General features: G+C 54.4%; 23 protein-coding genes. 13 read left to right on the top strand and 10 right to left on the bottom strand.

The annotated features are described in order from the left end of the window. Window positions 1-33 precede the first annotated feature (33 nt). Both argS and FD744_RS25865 read right to left on the bottom strand, forming a co-directional pair. A complete protein-coding gene (gene argS / locus FD744_RS23095) occupies window positions 34-1,764 on the bottom strand; it encodes an arginine--tRNA ligase (RefSeq protein ID WP_045832925.1) in 1,731 nt (576 codons plus the stop codon). Window positions 1,765-1,932: 168 nt separating this feature from the next. Beyond that, a complete protein-coding gene (locus tag FD744_RS25865; protein ID WP_007889544.1) occupies window positions 1,933-2,055 on the bottom strand; it encodes a hypothetical protein in 123 nt (40 codons plus the stop codon). 319 nt (window positions 2,056-2,374) lie between these two features. On the opposite strand from FD744_RS25865, the gene FD744_RS23100 reads away from it, so the two are divergent. Next, complete coding sequence (locus FD744_RS23100; protein WP_160869621.1) at window positions 2,375-2,929, top strand: VOC family protein; 555 nt, start codon at window positions 2,375-2,377, stop codon at window positions 2,927-2,929. On the opposite strand, the gene FD744_RS23105 is transcribed toward FD744_RS23100, so the two are convergent. Further along, window positions 2,926-4,065, bottom strand: coding sequence for a MalY/PatB family protein (locus FD744_RS23105; RefSeq protein ID WP_058960194.1), 1,140 nt, complete (start codon window positions 4,063-4,065; stop codon window positions 2,926-2,928). The two genes, FD744_RS23100 and FD744_RS23105, sit on opposite strands and share 4 nt — an antisense overlap. Window positions 4,066-4,150: 85 nt before the next feature. Here FD744_RS23105 and cutC point away from each other — a divergent pair, with 85 nt between their 5' ends. Together cutC and FD744_RS23115 are read left to right on the top strand one after the other, a co-directional pair. Beyond that, a complete protein-coding gene (gene cutC, locus FD744_RS23110) occupies window positions 4,151-4,903 on the top strand; it encodes a copper homeostasis protein CutC (protein ID WP_160832822.1) in 753 nt (250 codons plus the stop codon). 169 nt (window positions 4,904-5,072) lie between these two features. Further along, the gene (locus FD744_RS23115; RefSeq protein ID WP_034828634.1) at window positions 5,073-5,933 is read left to right on the top strand and encodes a hypothetical protein; all 861 of its coding nucleotides are present in this window, start codon (window positions 5,073-5,075) and stop codon (window positions 5,931-5,933) included. A 41-nt stretch (window positions 5,934-5,974) separates the two neighbouring features. On the opposite strand, the gene FD744_RS23120 is transcribed toward FD744_RS23115, so the two are convergent. After that, window positions 5,975-7,072, bottom strand: a complete 1,098-nt coding sequence (locus FD744_RS23120) for a glycerol dehydrogenase (RefSeq protein WP_160869623.1) — start codon at window positions 7,070-7,072, stop codon at window positions 5,975-5,977. A 175-nt stretch (window positions 7,073-7,247) separates the two neighbouring features. Between FD744_RS23120 and FD744_RS23125 the strand changes: the two genes are divergently transcribed. Next, window positions 7,248-7,868: a LysE family translocator gene (locus FD744_RS23125; RefSeq protein WP_160869625.1), complete on the top strand. Its 621-nt coding sequence runs from the start codon at window positions 7,248-7,250 to the stop codon at window positions 7,866-7,868. 3 nt (window positions 7,869-7,871) lie between these two features. Here the strand turns inward: FD744_RS23125 and cmoB are convergent, their stop codons facing one another. From cmoB to FD744_RS23140, 3 genes are all read right to left on the bottom strand, one after another. Further along, entirely contained in the window at window positions 7,872-8,840 is a 969-nt protein-coding gene (gene cmoB / locus FD744_RS23130; RefSeq protein WP_160869627.1) for a tRNA 5-methoxyuridine(34)/uridine 5-oxyacetic acid(34) synthase CmoB, read from the bottom strand. Next, on the bottom strand, window positions 8,837-9,565 hold the full coding sequence (gene cmoA / locus FD744_RS23135) for a carboxy-S-adenosyl-L-methionine synthase CmoA (RefSeq protein ID WP_034828642.1): 729 nt from the start codon (window positions 9,563-9,565) through the stop codon (window positions 8,837-8,839). The genes cmoB and cmoA overlap by 4 nt, the downstream gene beginning before the upstream one ends. A gap of 77 nt (window positions 9,566-9,642) precedes the next feature. Further along, window positions 9,643-10,464, bottom strand: a complete 822-nt coding sequence (locus tag FD744_RS23140; protein WP_160869629.1) for a DUF72 domain-containing protein — start codon at window positions 10,462-10,464, stop codon at window positions 9,643-9,645. A gap of 232 nt (window positions 10,465-10,696) precedes the next feature. Between FD744_RS23140 and aspS the strand changes: the two genes are divergently transcribed. The 6 genes from aspS to ruvB all read left to right on the top strand — a co-directional run bounded on the left by aspS (window position 10,697) and on the right by ruvB (window position 16,377). Further along, window positions 10,697-12,478 (top strand): aspartate--tRNA ligase, encoded by a 1,782-nt coding sequence (gene aspS / locus FD744_RS23145; RefSeq protein ID WP_160869631.1) that lies wholly within the window; start codon window positions 10,697-10,699, stop codon window positions 12,476-12,478. Beyond that, window positions 12,478-12,909 (top strand): dihydroneopterin triphosphate diphosphatase, encoded by a 432-nt coding sequence (gene nudB / locus FD744_RS23150; RefSeq protein ID WP_034828648.1) that lies wholly within the window; start codon window positions 12,478-12,480, stop codon window positions 12,907-12,909. The genes aspS and nudB overlap by 1 nt, the downstream gene beginning before the upstream one ends. A 324-nt stretch (window positions 12,910-13,233) precedes the next feature. Continuing rightward, window positions 13,234-13,977, top strand: a complete 744-nt coding sequence (locus tag FD744_RS23155; protein ID WP_034828649.1) for a YebC/PmpR family DNA-binding transcriptional regulator — start codon at window positions 13,234-13,236, stop codon at window positions 13,975-13,977. 37 nt (window positions 13,978-14,014) lie between these two features. Continuing rightward, entirely contained in the window at window positions 14,015-14,542 is a 528-nt protein-coding gene (gene ruvC, locus FD744_RS23160; protein ID WP_160869633.1) for a crossover junction endodeoxyribonuclease RuvC, read from the top strand. A gap of 207 nt (window positions 14,543-14,749) precedes the next feature. Then, window positions 14,750-15,364, top strand: a complete 615-nt coding sequence (gene ruvA, locus FD744_RS23165; protein WP_034828652.1) for a Holliday junction branch migration protein RuvA — start codon at window positions 14,750-14,752, stop codon at window positions 15,362-15,364. Between the two features lie 8 nt (window positions 15,365-15,372). Next, the gene (gene ruvB, locus FD744_RS23170; RefSeq protein ID WP_097116855.1) at window positions 15,373-16,377 is read left to right on the top strand and encodes a Holliday junction branch migration DNA helicase RuvB; all 1,005 of its coding nucleotides are present in this window, start codon (window positions 15,373-15,375) and stop codon (window positions 16,375-16,377) included. Between the two features lie 70 nt (window positions 16,378-16,447). On the opposite strand, the gene znuB is transcribed toward ruvB, so the two are convergent. Both znuB and znuC read right to left on the bottom strand, forming a co-directional pair. After that, window positions 16,448-17,233, bottom strand: coding sequence for a zinc ABC transporter permease subunit ZnuB (znuB, locus tag FD744_RS23175; RefSeq protein ID WP_160869635.1), 786 nt, complete (start codon window positions 17,231-17,233; stop codon window positions 16,448-16,450). Continuing rightward, on the bottom strand, window positions 17,230-17,985 hold the full coding sequence (gene znuC / locus FD744_RS23180; protein WP_097117250.1) for a zinc ABC transporter ATP-binding protein ZnuC: 756 nt from the start codon (window positions 17,983-17,985) through the stop codon (window positions 17,230-17,232). The genes znuB and znuC overlap by 4 nt, the downstream gene beginning before the upstream one ends. 77 nt (window positions 17,986-18,062) lie before the next feature. Between znuC and znuA the strand changes: the two genes are divergently transcribed. From znuA to lpxM, 3 genes are all read left to right on the top strand, one after another. Continuing rightward, window positions 18,063-19,034: a zinc ABC transporter substrate-binding protein ZnuA gene (znuA, locus tag FD744_RS23185; RefSeq protein WP_058960184.1), complete on the top strand. Its 972-nt coding sequence runs from the start codon at window positions 18,063-18,065 to the stop codon at window positions 19,032-19,034. A 14-nt stretch (window positions 19,035-19,048) separates the two neighbouring features. After that, on the top strand, window positions 19,049-20,377 hold the full coding sequence (mepM, locus tag FD744_RS23190) for a murein DD-endopeptidase MepM (RefSeq protein ID WP_045816051.1): 1,329 nt from the start codon (window positions 19,049-19,051) through the stop codon (window positions 20,375-20,377). 127 nt (window positions 20,378-20,504) lie between these two features. Then, window positions 20,505-21,482, top strand: coding sequence for a lauroyl-Kdo(2)-lipid IV(A) myristoyltransferase (gene lpxM / locus FD744_RS23195; RefSeq protein ID WP_038646521.1), 978 nt, complete (start codon window positions 20,505-20,507; stop codon window positions 21,480-21,482). A 31-nt stretch (window positions 21,483-21,513) separates the two neighbouring features. Here the strand turns inward: lpxM and FD744_RS25700 are convergent. Next, window positions 21,514-21,623 (bottom strand): hypothetical protein (locus tag FD744_RS25700; protein ID WP_237449393.1); only part of this gene is annotated, 110 nt, incomplete at its 5' end.

A 21,623-nucleotide genomic window follows, 5' to 3' on the forward strand; every position in this document is an offset into this window, starting at 1 on the left:
AATAAAAAACCCGCCGAGGCGGGTTTTTTGTTACTACATACGCTCGACGGTTTTGATACCCAGCGTATCCAGACCTTGTTTCAGCGTTTTAGCGGTCAATGCAGCCAGTTGCAGACGGCTGTTACGCACCTGCTCATCCTCGGCGGAGAGGATTGGACAGTGCTCGTAGAAGCCTGAGAACAGGCCTGCCAGATCGTACAGGTAAGCACACATCACATGCGGCGTGCCATCACGCGCAACCTGGGTGATCACTTCTTCAAACTGCAACAGGCGAGTTGCCAGTTGCGCTTCACGCTCTTCGGTCAGCACGATGTCGCCGCTCAGGCTGTCAGCTTCAATGCCGGCTTTACGGAACACAGAAAGCACGCGCGTGTAGGCATATTGCATGTATGGTGCAGTGTTGCCCTCAAACGCCAGCATGTTATCCCAGTCGAAGATGTAATCGGTGGTGCGGCTTTTTGACAGATCGGCATATTTCACCGCGCCGATACCCACCACTTCCGCCAGATCTTTCAGCTCCTGCGCTGACATTTCCGGGTTTTTTTCGCTGACCAGCGCATGCGCACGCTCAACGGCTTCATCCAGCAGATCGGCCAGCTTAATGGTGCCACCGCTACGGGTTTTAAATGGACGGCCATCTTTGCCCAGCATCATGCCAAACGCATGGTGCTCCAACGGCACAGACTCGGGCACGTATCCGGCTTTACGCACAATGGTCCACGCCTGTTGCAGATGTTGATGCTGGCGCGAATCGATGTAGTAAAGCACGCGGTCGGCATGCAACGTCTCATAGCGGTATTTGGCGCAGGCGATATCGGTGGTGGTGTAGAGGTAGCCGCCATCCTTTTTCTGGATGATCACGCCCATCGCTTCGCCTTCCTTGTTTTTGAACTCATCAAGGAACACCACGGTTGCGCCTTCGCTGGTTACGGCCAGCCCTTTTTCACGCAAATCGCTTACGATGCCAGGCAACATATCGTTGTACAGGCTTTCCCCCATCACATCTTTACGCGTCAGCGTCACGTTCAGGCGGTCATAGACTTCCTGATTCTGGCTCATGGTGATATCCACCAGTTTTTTCCACATTGCACGGCAATATTCGTCGCCGCCTTGCAGTTTCACCACGTAACCACGGGCGCGTTCGGCGAAGGCTTCGTCCGCATCATAGGTGACCTTGGCTTCCCGGTAGAACTCTTCCAGATCCGCCAGCGCGATATCTTCGTGGTGCTCATTCTGTTGCTTTTCCAGATAGGCAATCAGCATACCGAACTGAGTACCCCAATCGCCGACGTGGTTGGCGCGGATCACGTTGTGGCCGAGAAATTCCAGCGTACGTACCGCAGCGTCACCGATGATAGTGGAACGGACGTGACCGACGTGCATCTGCTTGGCGACGTTGGGTGCCGAGTAGTCAATGACAACGGTTTGTGGCTTGAGGCTGCTGACGCCAAGGCGCGGCAGTTGCAGAGCCTGCGCGGCCTGAGTAGCCAACCAGTTGCGATCGAGGAAGATATTAATGAAGCCGGGGCCGGCGATTTCGACTTTGCTGGCGATGCCGGCGAGATCCAGATGCTGAATCACCTGTTCAGCCAGCTGGCGCGGAGCCTGACCGAGCTTTTTCGCCACAGCCATGATACCGTTTGCCTGATAATCGCCGAACTGCACTTTAGCCGACTGACGAACCTGAGGTTCACAATCTGCTGGCGCACCCGCCGCTACCATTGCCTGACCGACTTTATCGGATAGAAGAGCCTGAATATTCACCGCGTTACCTTCATATGCTGAAAAGGCCCGCCAGTGGCGGCGAGCCGATGCCTTCATCCCGCAACAGCGCGGCGGGACGGAAAAATAAGAGGGGAAGTATACGTGAAATGTTAAAGTGCGTCAGCTTTTAGCATGCGCAATGGCGGGTAACAGCAACCCGCGCGCCGATTAACGGCGACGCGGGTGACGACGAGGATTTTTAACGCTTTTGTCTTCACGCACCTTCCAGTGGCGGGAAATTGCAAATCCCATCAATGCAATCAGGACCGCGACAACAATGAGCATAGACATAGAGCCATTCCTTGTAGTTGTGAAACACAAATTTATAAGAAAGGGTATCAAGCTGCAATTGTTTGCAACTGAAATAAGACTTATCTCATTGTATTAATTATCGTTAATATTAACAGTGATTTAAGGTGTTTTCATAAAGTAACCGCTGGACCTATTTAGGCGAATAATCCTAAAGAGAGGGCCTATTTATGCGGTTTCAGGTCTTTTCCATGATGAAATCGGAGGAATCCGACGACTTTGTCAAGCGGATTCTGAAGCGCTGCTGTTTTTAAATTGATTAAAATAATTGAACTGATATTGATGTATCTGGAGTGTTGAGATGAATTTTCCTGCGGAACTGAGTGATTTAGAACAAGACCTGGCTCGATTTGAACAGTCTTTGCAGCAATTTGCTGAAAGATTAGGGCTGCAGTTATCCGAACATGAGGCCGATCACCTGGCGGTGCGCTGCCATCAGTTCGCCACGGCCGAGCGCTGGAAGGCAGGATTACTGCAAATGGGCAGTCAGTTTTCCGAAGCGATGATCAACGGGCGGCCGATCTGCTTGTTTAAATTGCATCGGCCGTTAAATCTCGCCGGATGGCAGGTTGATGTGATTGAGTTACCCTGGCCGGGTGAGAAATTGTATCGCCATGAAGGCTGGGAACATGTGGAAATCGTGTTGCGTGGTGAGCCAGAAACCTTGGGCATGCGCGCGATGGCATTGCTCTCCGATCATGCGCTGACGCAACCCGGCATCTCATTTAAAACCAGTGCGCCGAAAGGTGAAAATGAGCGTTTGCCCAACCCGACACTGGCGGTGACGGACGGGCAAACCACCATCAAGTTTCATCCATGGCGACTGGAAGAGATTGTTGCCAGTGAGCAAGGTTAACGCCGGGCGATGACCGCGCTGTGCAATCTGCTTACCGCCTGTTCCAGCAAGGCGCGCGTACAGCCGAAGTTAAAGCGCACGAAGTTATCATCACCGAAATCGCGGCCGGGTGAAAAACCGAGGCCGTGTTTTTCGAAATAGAGCGCGGGGCTGGCCACATCCAGCTGACTGGCATCGATCCAGCCGAGATAGGTGGCTTCGGGCGAATTCATCTGCAGTTCGGGAAGCGCATTGACTTGCGCCACCAGCCAGTCGCGATTGGCTCGCAGATAGTCGATTTGCGCCTCCAGCCACGCATCGCCTTCACGCCAGGCCGCTTCTGCTGCCACCAACGCCAGGATATCTACGCCAGGCACAATGCCTTCGCGCACCTGCTTAAAACGTTTGCGTAACTCGGGATTGGGGATGATCGCCATTGATGCGCCCAGACCGGCGATGTTGAAGGTTTTCGAAGGCGATATCAGCGTAATGCTGCGCTGTGCGGCATCATCACTCAATGCTGCAAAAGGAATATGGCGGGCATCGGGCGACAAAATCAAATCACAGTGAATTTCATCAGAACAAACGATTAAATCGTGTTGCTGAGCAAACGCCAGTTGCGCCTCCAATTCCTCGCGACGATACACGGTGCCGCCGGGGTTTTGCGGATTGCACAGCATCAGCAGGCGTTCATTGCCCTGCATCGCAGCCGTATCGAGATCGACGACCCAGCGGCCATGCTGTAAATGCAGCGGCAAGTTGATCTGTTCACGCTCGGCGAGTTTTGAGGCCGCGCGGAACGGTGGATAAATCGGCGTTGGCGCGACTGTGCGTTGCCCAGCCTCGGTAAACGCGCGGACCGAAAGGTTAAGACCACTGACGACGCCAGGCAGCATAACGATCCATTCCGGCTGAATATGCCAGTTGTAGCGCTGCGCCAGGCGGGAAACAGTGATATCAATCAATCCTGTGGGTGTGCCGCCATAGCCAAAAACACCGTGATCGGCGCGTTTTTTAATGGCCTCAATAATGCAGGGCGGCGAGCGAAAATCAGTGTCTGCAACCCATAAAGGCAGCACATCACGATCGCCATATTTGTGCCACTTCAAACTATCGCTGTGACGACGGTCTATCCATTGATCAAAATCGAATGCCATAGTGAGGTTTCCACGTAAACTGTCCAATTAAGCAGACTAACTTAAGCCATCCTCTCGAGCCAGAAGTCATGAAAAGGAGCAAGCTATGACGAAACTGGAAATTTGTTGCTACGGCATCGACTGTGCAATGACTGCACAGCAGTCCGGTGCCGATCGCGTGGAACTGTGCAGTGCCCCACGCGAAGGCGGGCTGACGCCGTCAGCTGGCGTGCTGGAAGCCGCACAACGTGAACTGTCCATACCGGTTCACCCGATTGTTCGCCCGCGTGGCGGCGATTTTTGTTACACCGCACAGGAATTTGAGGTGATGAAATCCGATGTTGCACTGATGCGTGAACTCGGTTTCCCTGGCGTGGTGATCGGCATGCTGGATGAAGATGCCCATGTTGATATTGCGCGCATGCGGCAGATCATGGCGCTCAGTGATGGCATGGCGGTGACCTTCCACCGCGCTTTTGATTTGTGCCACAGCCCCAAACGTTCGCTGGACGTACTGACGGATTTAGGCGTTGCGCGTATTTTGACTTCCGGCCAGCAGCAGAGCGCGGAAACTGGAATTGCATTGTTGCGGGAACTAAATGAACTGAGCACGGGTCCAATTATTATGGCCGGTGCGGGTGTTCGTTTGAGCAATTTGCAGAAATTTATCGATAGTGGTCTGCAGGAAGTTCACAGCTCCGCCAGCCGACTGGTTGCTTCGCCGATGCGCTACCGTAAAGCCGGTGTCTCTATGTGCTCCGAAGCAGAAGTCGACGAATTCAGCCGAACTTGTGTCGACGGCGATGTGGTCGAAGCGATGAAAAGTATGCTGGAAATGACCGCAGTTCGTGTCGCCTGAGTTCGTACCCCTTTTGCCGCGCAGCACGCCAAAACTCTGACGTGATGTTTGCAAGTACCAAACCCCAGTGAGTTTTGCTGGGGTTCTTTTTGTCTGCTGTACAGCCGTTGATAGCGCATTGTTAAAAAAGATGCTTTGATTACTTTATGGCTTAGCGCGGATAACATTCATGAAATCCTACTCTTGTGCTGTTTTAGTGCTGTTGTTTCCCTTGTCTGGTTCAGCGCTGGCGGTGAGCACTGCCTGTCCGCCTCTGAGCAAAAATATTACCAGCAGCAACAACTGGATCATGCTGGGTGGTGATGCCAAAGGCGCGGTACGTCAGGTCGTAGCCGGTGAGTTTGGTAAAGATGTCGATTCGCAAAAACGCGTGCTGGGGCAGTTCGATCAGTGCGGGGATTTGATGGTTGCCGACATTACGTATGACAAGAACGAAGGCAACGTGGTGCTGACCATGGAACAGCACATCGCCCGCGTGCAGCGAGGTTGGGTGGCGGAGTATGCCTACCTGGTCAAAGTGGTAAAAGCGGGCAAAGAGGAAGTGGTGGATAACCGTCAGGGCACCATCAGCTGGCAAATGGGTCAGCATGGCAACATCATCAGTTCTTCCGACAAATTTACCAGCATGGGCAAGGATGGCTTCACCGATACCACTTACCGCTACGACAAACATTTTCGTCTGGAGAAAAGCGTCGCGCGCGGCAGTGATGTGATGACCAACGGAGAGAGCACCTGGCGCTGGAATCCACAAGGGCTGGTCACCTCATCGTCCAGTGCACGCGGTAAAGACACCTACAGTTATGATAAGCAGTGGCGAGAGCTGCGGCTTAATGGCTTCGCTACCACGCCTGTCAGTACCTTAAGTTCAGTTGACGAGTGCCAGTTATGGGATGAGGTGGGCAACTGTACGCTAAGTTATCTGCATGAAACCGAGGTGTTTGCTAAAGGCACCATCGAGCGCCACCTGAGTTCTGCGTACAAATATCAGTACTGGGATCGCCCGCCAGCCGTAGCTGATGACGGGGAATAAAGGCGTCTTATCCGGGCGCACCGCGGTGCGCCCAACCTCTTTTACTGCACGGTTTTACTGAAGGCATCCACTGCGACAATCGCGTTAGCAATGTCTTCTGGCGACAAGTTCGGGTTGAGGTTCTTCAATGTATCCCCCTCGCTGTTCGCCAGCGCCCCGACGCGCAGCAGATTCTCCCAGGACTCGTTCTCCAGATGCAGCTCTTTCAACGTGGTCGGCATTTTGATGGAACGGTAGAAGCGGATATAGCGCGCAATCTCCTCATCCGGACGCTGCTCAAGCATCATCTGCGTCAGCGTGCCGTAAGCGACTTTCTCGCCGTGCGTCAGATGATGGATATCGCCATCAATCGCGGTAAAGCCATTATGAATGGCGTGCGCACCCGCCAATCCGGCATTCTCGAATCCGAGTCCTGAAAGCAGGGTATTGGCTTCCACCACGGCTTCGACGGCAGGCGTCACGCGTTTTTCACTCACAGCGGTGTAAGCACTGTAGCCCCATGTCAGGAGCGTCTCTTCACAAGCACGCGCAATGGCGGTGCCTGCAATGGTCGGATCGCCGTTGACCATCGATTTGGCGTGCGAGCGCAGCACGGCCTGTGCTTCAACCCAGGTGGCCAGACCATCGGCAATGCCGGAGGCGAACAAACGAGCAGGCGCACCGGCACAAACCGCGGTATCCACCAGCACCAGATCCGGGTTTTTGCTGTAGAAGCGATAGCTCTCAAATACGCCGCTGTCGGAATAAATCACGGATAGCGCGCTGCAGGGCGCATCCGTCGAGGCCACGGTCGGCACAATGGCGACCGGCTGCTTAAGCTCATCCGCAATCGCTTTTACGGTATCCAGCGTTTTACCGCCGCCAAGGCCCACCACCACATTACTGCCTTGTGATTTCGCCAGTTGCGTTAAACGATTGATCTCGTTGCTGGAGGCTTCACCGTTAAACTGCTGCCAGCTGAACTCAATGCCCGCCGCTTTTAACGTTTTCTGTGTGCGTTCACCAATCAGTTTCCAGACGATGTCATCGGCGACCAAAAATGCATGCTGGCCCAACTCGGCCACATAGGTCCCCAATTCATCCAGCACACCTGCACCTTGGACATACTTACGCGGAGAAGAAAAAATGAATTTACTCATAGCGACAACTCCTTGATGTGAGAAAAGCCGTTAACGATAAAGTGACACAGATAAATGACGGAGATTTAACCATTACTGGCAAGTTGAGAATTATTATCAATTGCTGACGGAAGGTAACTATCGTCAAGATGTTGCGGCAAGGTTAAGATAGCGGCGAACTGACAGGGAGCTCGCCATGACACTGATATTTTCATTTCTTTTTGCCATTACTATTCTGACGTTAACGCCAGGCTTTGATACCGCGCTGGTGCTGCGTTCCGCAGCCGCGCAAGGCTGGAAGAGGGCATCAGCCACCGCATTGGGTGTCACCATGGGTTGTCTGGTGTGGGGCGTAGCAGTGGGGCTGGGTCTTGGCGCGCTGCTGCTGGCTTCCGAAATGGCGTATAACCTGTTGAAGTGGGTCGGCGCCGCCTATCTGTTATACCTCGGCATTAAACTGCTGCTGAATCCCCGCACCCAGGCGGAAGAGAGTCAAAGTGTGCAGGGCAAAGAGCAGAGCTATTTCGCCTGCTTCTCGCGAGGATTATTCGGCAATCTGTTAAATCCGAAAGTCGGTGTGTTTTATGTCACTTTCCTGCCACAGTTTATTCCGGCCGGTGCGTCAGTGGCGCTATGGTGCACCCTGATGGCGTTAACGCATATGATTATTGGCTTGGTATGGAATGCGATATTGATTGGCGGCAGTCAGTATTTTGCGGCGCATCTGCGTCGTCCAACAGTGCTGAAAGTGATGGATCGTTTGACGGGCTGTGTGTTTATCGGTTTCGCCGCGAAGCTGGCGCTGTCGCGGCGTTAAGCATTACGGTTTGCGTGCTACCAGCACCGCGCGCAGCGGTGCTGGATAACCTTCAATGGTTTTGCTGCTGTCGTTAGGATCAAGGAACTCGGACAGCGATTCGCTGGTCATCCAGCTGGTGCGACGTTGCTCTTCCACTGACGTCACCGCGTAATCCGCGATGCGCACATCGACAAAACCACACTTCTCCAGCCAGCCTTTCAGCGCGGCAGCAGACGGAATAAAGTAAACGTTGCGCATCTGCGCATAGCGTTCACCCGGCACCAGAACGGTGTTTTCATCGCCCTCAACGACCAGCGTTTCCAGCACCAGCTCTCCCTCGCTGACCAGCTGGTTTTTCAACTGCAATAAATGATCGAGCGGCGAGCGGCGATGATACAGCACACCCATGGAAAACACCGTGTCGAAAGCCTGCAAGGCGGGCAGTTGTTCGATGCCAAGTGGCAGCAGATGGGCGCGACGATCGTCCCCCAGCAGCTTACGCACCGCTTCGAACTGACACAGGAACAGCTGCATCGGATCGATGCCGACCACCAGCTTCGCGCCTGCGCCGATCATACGCCACATGTGATAGCCGCTACCGCAGCCGACATCCAGCACCGTGCGATGGGTTAACGGCGAGATATGCGGCAGCACGCGATCCCATTTCCAGTCCGAGCGCCATTCGGTATCAATCTCGGTGCCGTAAAGGGAATAAGGACCTTTGCGCCAGGGCATCAGGTTGCGCAACAGGTTTTCAATACCAAGACGTTGGCGATCGGTGAGATCGTCAGCCGTGGCCGTGACGCTGTTGACCAGATCCAGCGTTTGCGGGTTCAGCAGCGGCAGGTAATCCACTGACTTTTCCCAGTCGCGGAATTTACCGTGCAGATTCTCGCGCTGCCAGGCTGCGACTTGTGCGGGTAAAACTTCCAGCCAGCTCGCCAATGGGCCGGTGGCGATTTGCTGATAAAAACGGCCAAAATCAATCATTTCAACGCTACCAAAGAACCAAAGTTAAAGCACTGGAACCACAATTCCGCATGGGCAAATCCGGCAGTTTTCAGACGCGCTTTATGCGCTTCTACACTGTCGGTGAGCATGACGTTTTCCAGCATGCTGCGTTTCTGGCTGATTTCCAGTTCGCTATAACCGTTAGCGCGCTTGAAGTCGTGATGCATGTTGAACAGCAGTTCGCCCACTTCGCCATCTTCAAAGCTGAATTTCTCAGACAGCACCAGCGCACCGCCAGGGTTCAGGCCTTTAGCGATCTTTTTCAGCAGTTCCAGGCGCGCAGGCGGCTCAAGAAATTGCAGGGTAAAGTTCAGCACCACCATCGAAGCGTTTTCAATGTGGATGTCCTGAATATCCGCTTCAATCACCTGCACCGGCGTATCTGCGCGGAAAGCGTCAATGTGACGGCGGCAACGCTCCACCATCGCCGGAGAGTTATCCACGGCAATAATCTGGCAGCCGGGCACATGAATATTGCGGCGCACAGAGAGCGTGGCGGCACCCAGCGAGCAGCCGAGATCGTAAACCTGGCTATCAGGCTTCACAAAGCGTTCTGCCAGCATGCCAATCATCGAAATGATGTTGGAATAACCCGGCACCGAGCGCTGAATCATATCGGGAAAGACTTCAGCCACGCGCTCGTCAAAGGTCCAGTCACCCAGCTTATCGATGGGCGCAGAGAATAGCGTATCGCGGTCAGACATAATGGAAAGTCCGGAGAGAGGAATCGGAAAGGGCGCTATTCTGTCAGAAAGTCCCGCAGGCTGCACCCGCTTTGAGTTTAGAACAAGCTGCTTTGTTGCGGCCAGTCGGGCAGATTGCGCAGCGAAGGCTCAAGCTGCAACAGTTGAGGCCACAGTGCCTGCAGTAAGGGAAACACCTCGCCCATATCCGGCGTATGGATAAACAGCATCGGATCGCTGTCCGTCTGCCACTCCGCCAGTTTATGTTGCCAAGGCAGGAACAGCGGCACGCTCTCATCCACGCTATCGCTACCGATAAAGCGCACCATTGGTTGCGAACCGCTGCGCACGGCATGCGGTGGCACGCGCGGTTTTTTCGCCCGGGCGTCCACGGCGGCGGCGCTTTGCGAAGTCGAGGCGTGCACCGGACGGCTATCGAGGATCACGCGATTCACGCCGCGTTCCAGCAGGCCACGGTTGAACGCGCGCTCAGCCTCGCCTTTGGCAAAAAACTGCTCGTGGCGCACTTCAACGCCATAACTAAACCCGCGCGGCAGGCTATCGAGGAACAGCCACAAGTCTTTCAGTTGCGCGGGTGAGAAGGCCGCCGGCAGTTGCAGCCAATACTGCCCGATGCGCTGGCTCAACGGATCGAGCAAGCGGAAGAATTCGTTCAGCAGTTCATCGCAGTTCCGAAGCGCGGCTTTATGGCTGATGCTGTTGGGAAATTTAAAGCAGAAGCGAAAGTCATCGTGAGTCATATCGCGCCAGCGCATCACTGCTTCCGGCGAGGGCAGCGCATACAGCGTGGTGTTGCCTTCCACGCAGTCAAACAGCTGGGCGTAATCCGCCAGGGTTTCCAGGCCATACTGCTTCCAGCGGGGATGCTGCCATTGCGGTAATCCAATGCGAAGTGTCAAACGCGGCTCCTGATCCTTTTACGGGCGGGAATAGGCCGGGTAATGTACCCTGTTTTGGTGTCGGCAGGAAAATCCGCGCGATAAACCGCAATGTTTTGCCCGCTTTGATCTGGCTCTACTTATCCTGCCTGGGTTTTTCCATTATAATAGCCGCCTTTTTTGCGACAGCATCTCAGAAGGTTACGCGGCCTGATGCTGTCTGGCAGCAGCGGCGAAGTTAAAAGGATACGTTATGCGTACAGAATATTGCGGACAGCTCAATCTGTCTCACGTGGGTCAGCAAGTCACTCTCTGCGGTTGGGTTAACCGCCGTCGCGATCTGGGCAGCCTGATTTTTATCGATATGCGCGACCGTGAAGGTATCGCTCAGGTATTCTTCGACGCCGATCATCAGGACGCTTTCCAGCTGGCCTCTGAGCTGCGTAACGAATTCTGTATCCAGATCACCGGCACCGTGCGTGCGCGTGAAGAGAAAAACCGCAACAGCGATATGGCCACCGGCGATGTCGAAGTGTTTGCCCATGCGCTGAACATCATTAACCGCGCTGAACCTTTGCCGCTGGACTCTAACCAGACCAACAGCGAAGAAGCGCGTCTGACCTATCGCTATCTGGATCTGCGTCGTCCTGAAATGGCGCAGCGTCTCAAAACCCGCGCGAAAATCACCAGCTTCGTGCGTCGCTTTATGGATAACGAGGGCTTCCTCGATATCGAAACCCCGATGCTGACCAAAGCCACGCCAGAAGGTGCGCGTGACTATCTGGTGCCAAGCCGCGTGCACAAAGGCAAATTCTACGCACTGCCACAGTCACCTCAGCTGTTCAAACAGCTGCTGATGATGTCTGGTTTTGACCGCTACTATCAGATCGTAAAATGCTTCCGTGATGAAGACTTACGTGCTGACCGTCAGCCAGAATTTACTCAGATCGATGTGGAAACCTCTTTCATGACCGCCGAGCAGGTGCGTGAAAAGATGGAGCGTCTGATTCGTGAACTGTGGATGGACGTGAAAGGCGTGGATCTCGGTGACTTCCCGCAAATGACTTTTGCTGAAGCTATGAACCGTTACGGTTCTGACAAACCCGATCTGCGCAACCCAATGGAGCTGGTGGACGTGGCTGACCTGCTGAAAAGCGTGGAATTCCAGGTGTTCGCTGGCCCGGCTAACGATCCGAAAGGTCGTGTTGCCGCGCTGCGTGTGCCGGGTGGTGCAGCGCTGACGCGTAAGCAGATTGATGAGTACACCAAATTTGTTGAGATCTATGGCGCCAAAGGTTTGGCGTGGATGAAGATCAACGAGCGTGCAAAAGGCTTCGAGGGTGTACAGAGCCCGGTGGCGAAGTTCCTGACGCCTGAAATCGTTGAAGCGATTCTGAACCGCACCACTGCGCAAGATGGCGATCTGATCTTCTTCGGTGCTGACCGTGCCAAAATCGTCACTGATGCGCTGGGTGCACTGCGTCTGAAAGTGGGCCGTGATCTGAAGATTACTGACGAAAGCATGTGGGCACCGCTGTGGGTCATCGACTTCCCAATGTTTGAAGCGGATGAAGAGGGCGGTCTGGCTGCGATGCACCACCCGTTCACCTCGCCTAAAGAACTGACGGCTGAACAGCTGGCGGTCGACCCGACGCAGGCCGTGGCGAACGCTTACGATATGGTGATCAATGGCTACGAAGTGGGTGGCGGTTCCGTGCGTATCCACAACGGCAACATGCAGCAGACCGTATTCAGCATTCTCGGTATTACCGAAGAAGAGCAGCGCGAGAAGTTTGGCTTCCTGTTGGATGCCCTGAAATACGGCACACCACCGCACGCGGGCCTGGCCTTTGGTCTGGACCGTCTGACTATGCTGCTGACCGGCACCGACAACATCCGTGATGTTATCGCGTTCCCGAAAACCACTGCAGCGGCGTGCCTGATGACCGAAGCGCCAAGCGAAGCCAACCCGGCAGCGTTGTTGGATCTCGGCATTCTGGTGGCTCCGAAGAAAGAAAAGTCAGAGAACAAGTAATGGGCTATAAACATCCGGTTTCAGTGCTGGTGGTGATATTTGCGCGAGATACTGGCCGGGTGTTAATGCTGCAGCGACGGGATGATGAAAGTTTCTGGCAATCCGTAACGGGCAGCCTCGAAGCGGGTGAGAGCCCGCGTCAGGCGGCACAGCGCGAAGTGTCAGAAGAGCTGGGTATCGACGTTGCGGGCGAACAGCTGGTGCTGGACGATTGCCACAAACACATTGAGTTTGAAATCTTCCCGCACTATCGCCATCGCTACGCACCTGGCATCACGCACAACCGCGAACATTGGTTCCGGCTGGCCCTTCCGCAAGAGCGCGATCTCCTACTTACGGAGCATCTCGCCGCGCGCTGGCTCGATCCTGCCGCAGCCGCAGCCCTGACCAAGTCCTGGAGTAACCGCCAGGCAATCGAAGAATTTACCTGAATGCCCGCCGCCGCGCGTTTTTCCGGCGACGATTAAGGTAGATTCCACGAATTCGACGAAGCGCATTTCCTTCGTGTTTAAATCCGGTGCCAGACATTTATCTCGCACCGCTAAAATTGAACAGATGGCGTAATCGGCACAGATTGTCAGTTCTACGCCGCCCAATATTGAACAGTCAGGCGTTATCGGCGCAGCAAGGTTGTTCACCGCCAGCGCGCAGCAACCGGAGCGTACTTTTGTACGTGAGGATTGCGAGCACTGCCGGGGGACAAGATTGCAAGTGAGATAGCCTGCACCCTGTTAAAGATCGGAGAAATAGTAAAGATGGCTGGACACAGTAAGTGGGCAAACACCAAGCACCGCAAGGCGGCGCAGGACGCTAAGCGCGGTAAAATCTTCACCAAGATCATCCGTGAGCTGGTGACCGCAGCGAAACTGGGCGGCGGCGATGCCGGCTCGAACCCGCGTCTGCGCGCAGCAATGGACAAAGCCCTGTCCAACAACATGACCCGTGACACCATGAACCGTGCGATTGCACGCGGTGTGGGCGGCGAAGATGATTCCAACATGGAAACCATCATCTATGAAGGTTACGGTCCAGGCGGCTCAGCGGTGATGATCGAGTGTCTGAGTGACAACCGTAACCGTACCGTGGGCGAAGTGCGTCACGCCTTCACCAAAACCGGTGGCAACCTCGGCACCGACGGTTCCGTTTCTTACCTGTTCAGCAAAAAGGGTGTGATCTCCTTTGCGCCAGGCCAGGATGAAGATGCGGTCATGGAAGCGGCGCTGGAAGCCGGTGCGGAAGACGTGGTGAGCTACGACGACGGAGCGATTGATGTGTTTACCGCGTGGGAAGAGCTGGGTGCGGTGCGTGATGCGCTGGAAGCCGGTGGCCTGAAGGCGGATACCGCTGAAGTCTCAATGATCCCTTCCACCAAAGCGGAAATGGATGCGGAAACCGCACCGAAACTGCTGCGTCTGATCGACATGCTGGAAGATTGCGACGATGTGCAGGAAGTTTATCATAATGGTGAAATTTCTGATGAGGTCGCGGAAACGCTGTAATGGCGTTTTCCATTAACCTAACAGCCGGAGGCGCGTAGTGGCGATCATTCTCGGGATTGACCCCGGCTCGCGCGTCACCGGTTACGGTGTGATTCGTCAGGTTGGCCGCCAGCTCAGCTATCTGGGCAGCGGCTGTATCCGCACCAACGTCACCGATCTACCCTCTCGCCTCAAATTGATTTACGCCGGGGTGACGGAAATCATCACCCAATTCTCGCCAGACTATTTTGCTATCGAGCAGGTATTTATGGCGAAGAATGCGGACTCAGCGCTTAAGCTGGGCCAGGCGCGTGGCGCAGCGATTGTGGCGGCGGTGAATCTCGATTTGGCGGTGTTCGAATATGCAGCGCGTCAGGTCAAACAAACGGTAACCGGCACCGGTGGGGCAGAAAAAAGCCAGGTTCAGCACATGGTGCGCACCTTGCTGAAACTGCCCGCTAACCCGCAAGCCGATGCCGCTGATGCGCTGGCGATTGCCATCACCCATTGTCACCTGAGCCAAAATACCACGCGATTGAGTGACGCTAAGCTGGTGATGACGCGTGGGCGATTGCGGTCCGGCTGACGAAAACCCAAACATTGAAGGCTGGATATTGATCCAGCCTTTTTTATGATATAAATACCCGTCATATTTCCACTGGCTGATGCGCGAGCTACCCTTGTTCACCTGAATCACTGACCTCAGTGCGTTCATCGTCATGCGCTCGCTTGCCGCTTTAACGTCAGCGGAAATCAATCAGGTATTTTTAGGATTACATAAGGAACTGCTCAGGTGATTGGTCGCTTACGAGGCAATATTCTGGAAAAACAGCCGCCGCTGGTGTTGATTGAGGCGCACGGTGTGGGTTACGAAGTGCACATGCCAATGACCTGCTTCTACGAGCTGCCGGAGATCAATCAGGAAGCGATTATCTTCACCCAGTTTGTGGTGCGTGAAGATGCGCAACTGCTGTTCGGCTTCAATAACAAACAAGAGCGTGCGCTGTTCCGTGAACTGGTGAAAGTGAATGGCGTGGGGCCAAAGCTGGCACTGGCAATCCTTTCTGGCATGTCAGCACAACAGTTTGTGACCGCCGTCGAGCGTGAAGAGATCGCGTCATTGATCAAGTTGCCTGGCGTCGGCAAGAAAACCGCCGAGCGTCTGGTGGTGGAGATGAAAGACCGCTTTAAAGGCATGCACGGCGATCTGTTTGGCAGTGACTCAACCTTCACATTGACCACGCCGTCTGAAGCGCCAGCCGCGAATGACGCTGAGGCCGAAGCGGTTGCTGCATTGGTGGCGCTGGGCTATAAACCGCAAGAAGCCAGCCGCATGATCAGTAAAGTCGGCAAACCTGATGCGGATTGCGAAACGCTGATCCGTGAAGCTCTGCGCGCAGCTATTTGAGGTAATGCATGATTGAAGCCGATCGCCTGGTCTCGGGCGTCTCTATAAATGAAGAAGAGAGCCTCGACCGTGCCATTCGCCCTAAGCTCCTGGCGGAATACGTGGGGCAACCGCAGGTGCGCGAGCAGATGGAGATTTTCATCAAAGCAGCGCAACTGCGTGGCGATGCGCTGGACCATCTGCTGATTTTCGGCCCGCCGGGATTAGGCAAAACTACGCTGGCTAACATTGTGGCGAATGAGATGGGCGTGAATTTACGTACCACTTCTGGTCCGGTGCTGGAAAAGGCAGGCGATCTGGCTGCGATGCTGACCAACCTCGAACCTCATGACGTGCTGTTTATCGATGAGATCCACCGCTTATCACCGGTGGTGGAGGAGGTGCTCTATCCGGCGATGGAAGACTATCAGCTGGATATTATGATTGGCGAAGGCCCAGCGGCGCGCTCAATTAAACTCGATTTGCCCCCCTTTACCCTGATTGGCGCCACCACGCGCGCGGGCTCGCTGACCTCGCCGCTGCGCGATCGTTTTGGTATTGTGCAACGCCTTGAATTTTACAACGTACCGGATCTGCAACACATCGTCAGCCGCAGTGCAGCGTGCTTAGGATTGGCATTGAGTGAAGAGGGCGCGTTAGAAGTTGCGCGCCGTGCCCGTGGTACACCTCGTATCGCCAACCGTTTATTGCGTCGCGTACGCGATTACGCCGAAGTTCGCGCCAACGGTGTGATGAGTGGTGAAGTCTCTGCCAGCGCACTCGATATGCTCAACGTCGATAATCAGGGTTTCGATTACATGGACCGCAAGCTGTTGCTGGCGATCATCGACAAGTTCTCGGGTGGTCCGGTGGGGTTGGATAACCTGGCGGCGGCGATTGGTGAAGAACGGGAAACCATTGAAGATGTGATTGAACCCTTCCTGATTCAACAAGGATTCATTCAGCGCACGCCGCGCGGCCGTCTGGCCACGCAGCATGCCTACAAGCATTTCGGCATCAGCCGCGACGAGTAATGCTGGCGTTCGTCCGGCTGCGCGATTTCACGATCTGACATTTGCTGAGGGGCCATTAATGGCCCCTTTATTACGCTGCCGGTTTTTTCGCCATGCTGATGATGAACAGCACAGCGGCGCAGAGTACGACGGAAGGGCCAGCGGGCGTGTCGTAAGTGGCGGAGAACGTCAGTCCGCCGGTGACCGCCAGAATACCGATAATCACCGCAAAACCGGCCATCTGTTCCGGTGAACGGGAGAAACGACGTGCGGTGGCAGCGGGAATAATCAACAGTGAGGTGATGATCAGTGCACCGACAAACTTCATTGCCACACCAATGGTCAAGGCGGTGACCAGCATCAGCATCAGGCGCGTGCGTTGAATGTTGACGCCATCCACTTGAGCTAACTCCGGGCTGATGGTCATCGACAGCAGTGAGCGCCACTGCCATGCCATCACCGCCAGTACAATGGCCACGCCAGCGCCCATCATCCACAAATCATCCGGTGTCACCGCTAGCAGATCGCCAAACAGATACGCCATTAAATCGACACGTACACCCTGCATCAGGCTGACTACCACCAAACCCAGCGACAGCGCGCTGTGCGCCATAATACCGAGTAACGTATCAATGGCCAGATGCGGACGACGCTCCAGCCACACTAAGCCCAGAGCCAGAAATACAGTCACCAGAATCACTGCATAATAGGGATTCACATTGAGCAGCAGACCAAAGGCCACGCCGAGCAGCGAAGCGTGCGCGAGAGTATCGCCGAAATAAGACATGCGGCGCCAGACCACAAACGAGCCAAGCGGACCCGCCGCCAGCGCCAGCAGCACGCCACCGAGCCAGCCGGGTAATAACAATTCAATCATGACGGACCATTTCCTTTGCGCAGCACAATGCGTCCCTGTAAATCGTGACGGTGATTATGATGATGGCGATAAATAGCCAATTGCTGCGCGCCACGTGGGCCGAACATGGCGATAAATTCTGGATGCTGCGACACCGCTTCTGGCGTGCCGGAACAGCAGATGTGGTGGTTGAGGCACAGTACCTCGTCAGTTTTTGCCATCACCAGATGCAGATCGTGCGAAACCATTAGCACGCCACAGTTGAGCTCCTGACGAAGCTGATCGATCAAATCGTAGAGCGCCACTTGCCCATTTACGTCAACCCCTTGCGTAGGTTCATCTAACACCAGTAACTGGGGTTGATTGAGCAGGGCACGCGCCAGCAGTACGCGCTGGGTTTCACCACCTGAGAGTTTTTGCAGGGGGGCATTCAGCAGATGTCCGGCCTGCACGCGTTTCAAAGCCGGGAGAATAGCATCTCGCTTGCTGCCACGCGTCAGGCGCATAAAACGTTCAACGGTGATCGGCAACGTCGGGTCAATGTGCAACTTCTGAGGCACGTAGCCAATGCGTAAACCGGGGGTGCGTTTGACGCTACCCCCTGTAGGCGTAAGAAGGCCGAGCACCGTCCGGACCAGCGTCGATTTGCCCGCGCCGTTCGGCCCAAGCAGCGTAAGTATTTTCCCTGGCTCCAGTGTCAGGCTAATACCTGCTAGCACAGGGCGCTGGGAAAACTTGACGGAGATGTTTTCAAGTGTAACAAGTGACGACATATTATTTACGGGTTGCATTGAATTTCGAATGTTATAATATCACATTTCATCAACAGGTCACGATGGAATGACGCATTATGTTACACATTAAGCAGCGCTTCGCTTTCACTCTTCCTGCTGCGGCTCTCGCCGCCGCCTGCGCGATGCCCGCGCACTCAGCCGTAGTGGCTTCAATTAAACCGATCGGATTTATCGCAGCGGCCATAGCAGATGGCGTGACGCCAGTGGAAGTGCTGTTGCCCGATGGCGCTTCAGAGCACGATTATGCTTTACGTCCTTCTGATGTAAAACGTATTAAAAACGCGGACTTAGTGGTATGGGTTGGACCAGAAATGGAGGCGTTTCTGACCAAGTCAGCGGCAGAGTTACCTGAGGCTAAAAATCTCGAAATAGCGGCGATGCCAGGGGTGAAACCGCTACTGATTCGTGGTGGTGAAGACGAGGACGAACATGAGCACGGTCACGATCATGAGCATGACTCAGATAAGTCTGATGACCAGGAGCCGTCTCATACACACCACCACCATGGTGAGTTTAATATGCACCTGTGGATGTCACCTGAGATTGCGCGACAATCTGCGGTTGCAATCCACGGAAAATTATTGGAACTTATGCCGCAAAGCAGAGCCAAACTTGACGCGAACCTGCAGCAGTTTGAAGCAGAATTAGCAGATGCGGATAAGCATATTGGCGCGCAGCTTGCCCCCGTTAAGAGTAAGGGTTATTTCGTTTTTCACGATGCGTACAGCTACTTTGAAAAACACTACGGTTTGTCCCCTGCTGGACATTTCACCGTCAACCCTGAGATCCAACCGGGCGCCCAGCGTTTACATCAAATACGAACACAGTTGGTTGAGCAAAAAGCCGTATGCGTTTTTGCTGAACCACAATTCAGGCCGGCCGTCATCGATGCCGTGTCTCGCGGAACCAACGTGCGCAAAGGCACACTTGACCCGCTGGGCATGGGAATCAGCTTAACCAAAGACAGCTATGTGAAATTCCTCTCACAGTTGTCGAGCCAGTATGCGAGCTGCCTGAATGGAGCATAGAGGAATAAGTAAAAGTGCAGCAGATAGCCCGCTCTGTCGCCCTCGCATTTAATAATTTGCCGCGTCCCCACCGCGTTATGCTGGGTTCATTAACCGTTATCACGCTGGCCGTCGCTGTCTGGCGGCCTTACGTTTACCATCCCCATGATGTTGCCCCCATCGTGAAAGACATCACGCTGGACAAAAACGAACTGCGCACGCTGTTACCCGAAGCCAGTGAGCCGATTGATCAGACCACGGTTGAACCGGAAGAAGAGATTCCGGCCGATGACATCGATAAAGATGTGCAGGACAACCCGAATCAACACGATTACACCGTTTCCTCTGGCGATACCCTGAGCAGCGCACTGAATCAGTACGGTATTGATCTCAGTGATATCAACGCCTTAGTCAGCAGCGATAAAGACTTCCGTAATCTGCGTGTCGGCCAGCAACTCAGCTGGACGCTGGATGCGGATGGTCAACTGCAAAACTTTACCTGGGAAGTGGATCGCCGCGAAACCCGCACTTACGAGCGTCAGCCGAATGGCAGCTTTAAGATGCAGCAGGAGATGCAAAAGGGCGAGTGGCAGAATAGTGTGCTTAAAGGTGAAGTGCGTGGCAGCTTTGGTGCAAGCGCCCAGCGTGCAGGCTTGACCAGTGCTGAAACCAGCAACGTCATTAAAGCCATGCAGTGGCAGATGGATTTCCGCAAACTGCGCGCCGGTGACGATTTTAGCGTGCTGATGTCCCGCGAGATGCTGGATGGTAAAAGTGCACAGAGCCAGCTGCTCGGCGTGCGTCTGCGTACCGGTGGCAAAGATTACTACGCGTTCCGCGCTGAAGATGGCAAATTCTACGATCGTAACGGCTCAGGCCTTGCCCGTGGTTTTATGCGCTTCCCGACGGTGAAACAGTATCGCGTTTCCTCCAACTTTAATCCGCGCCGTCTTAACCCGGTAACGGGCCGCATCGCACCACATAAGGGTGTCGATTTCGCGCTGCCGATCGGTACACCGGTATTGGCCGTGGGTGATGGTGAAGTGGTGATGGTCAAAAATGGCGGGGCGGCGGGTAACTATGTGGCCATTCGTCACGGTCGTCAGTATATGACCCGTTATATGCACCTGAGTAAGGCGCTGGTGAAACCAGGACAGAAAGTGAAGCGCGGTGACCGTATTGCGCTGTCAGGCAACACCGGGCGTTCTACGGGGCCACATCTGCATTACGAAGTGTGGATCAACAATCAGGCCGTCAACCCACTCACGGCGAAACTGCCGCGTATGGAAGGGCTGACTGGTAAAGATCGCAGCAACTATCTGGCGGACGTGAAGAGTTATCTGCCACAGCTGGCACTGAAATAACCCATTTCTGTAGCCAATATTGAAAAAACCGACGAATTATTCGTCGGTTTTTTGCTATCTGACGCATGATGATTGCAAAATTAACCACCGTCACTATCATTGTCCCGTCATTGTCAGAGGCGAGTGCATGGAAACCCGAAAGAAAAATAACAGTGAATTTATTCCCGTTTTTCAACGTTCTTTTTTAAAACCGAAATACTGGGGCAATTGGCTGGCGATTGGTGCGCTGGCGGGCATGGCAATGCTGCCTGCCAAAGTGCGCGACCCGATTTTGGGTGGATTGGGGCGGTTTGCCGGTAAGCTGGCAAAAAGTGCGCGTCGTCGTGCGTTGATCAATCTCTATTATTGCCTGCCGGAGTTAAGCGAAGCACAGCGCGAAGAGATTGCTGATCGTATGTTTGCCACCGCGCCACAGGCGATGGTGATGATGGCTGAGTTGGGGATGCGCGATCCGGCTCGTGTGCGCCAACGCGTTGACTGGCACGGCCGTGAAATTATCGAAGCCCTGCAGGCCAATAAAGAGAACGTGATTTTTCTGGTGCCGCACGGTTGGGCCGTGGATATCCCGGCGATGCTGCTGGCGTCAGAGGGCCAGATGATGGCGGCCATGTTCCATAATCAGAGCGATCCGCTGCTGGATTATGTGTGGAACACCGTACGCCGTCGCTTTGGTGGCCGCATGCATGCACGTAATGACGGCATCAAGCCGTTTATCGCCTCGGTGCGTCAGGGCTATTACGGTTACTATCTGCCGGACCAGGATCACGGCCCGGAGCACAGTGAATTTGTGGATTTCTTTGCCACCTATAAAGCAACACTGCCAGCGGTCGGCCGATTGATGAAAGTGTGTCGCGCGCGCGTGGTGCCACTGTTTCCGGTGTACAACAGCGAGACCCATCGTCTGGAAATCTATGTGCGTCCGCCGATGGACGATTTGCTGGATGCCGACGATAACACCCTGGCGCGGCGAATGAATGAGGAAGTTGAGATATTTGTGCGGCCGCATCCAGAGCAATACACCTGGATTTTAAAGCTGCTGAAAACGCGTAAAGAAGGGGATATTGAACCTTATGCGCGTAAGGAGCTTTATCCTCGCAAGAAATAACGAAGGGGCCGATTGGCCTAATGCCAGTCAGTTAAGCCTGACTGGCATTTTTTCTTCTGGCTGTCGGATATTTATAGGGTCTCTCTTTCACCACCCTTGGGAACGAGCGCTCCCGTCGTCCCGGTAGTCTGACCATCTCTG

The organism is Pantoea sp. Taur (genome assembly GCF_009830025.1).
Lineage (GTDB): Bacteria > Pseudomonadota > Gammaproteobacteria > Enterobacterales > Enterobacteriaceae > Pantoea > Pantoea communis.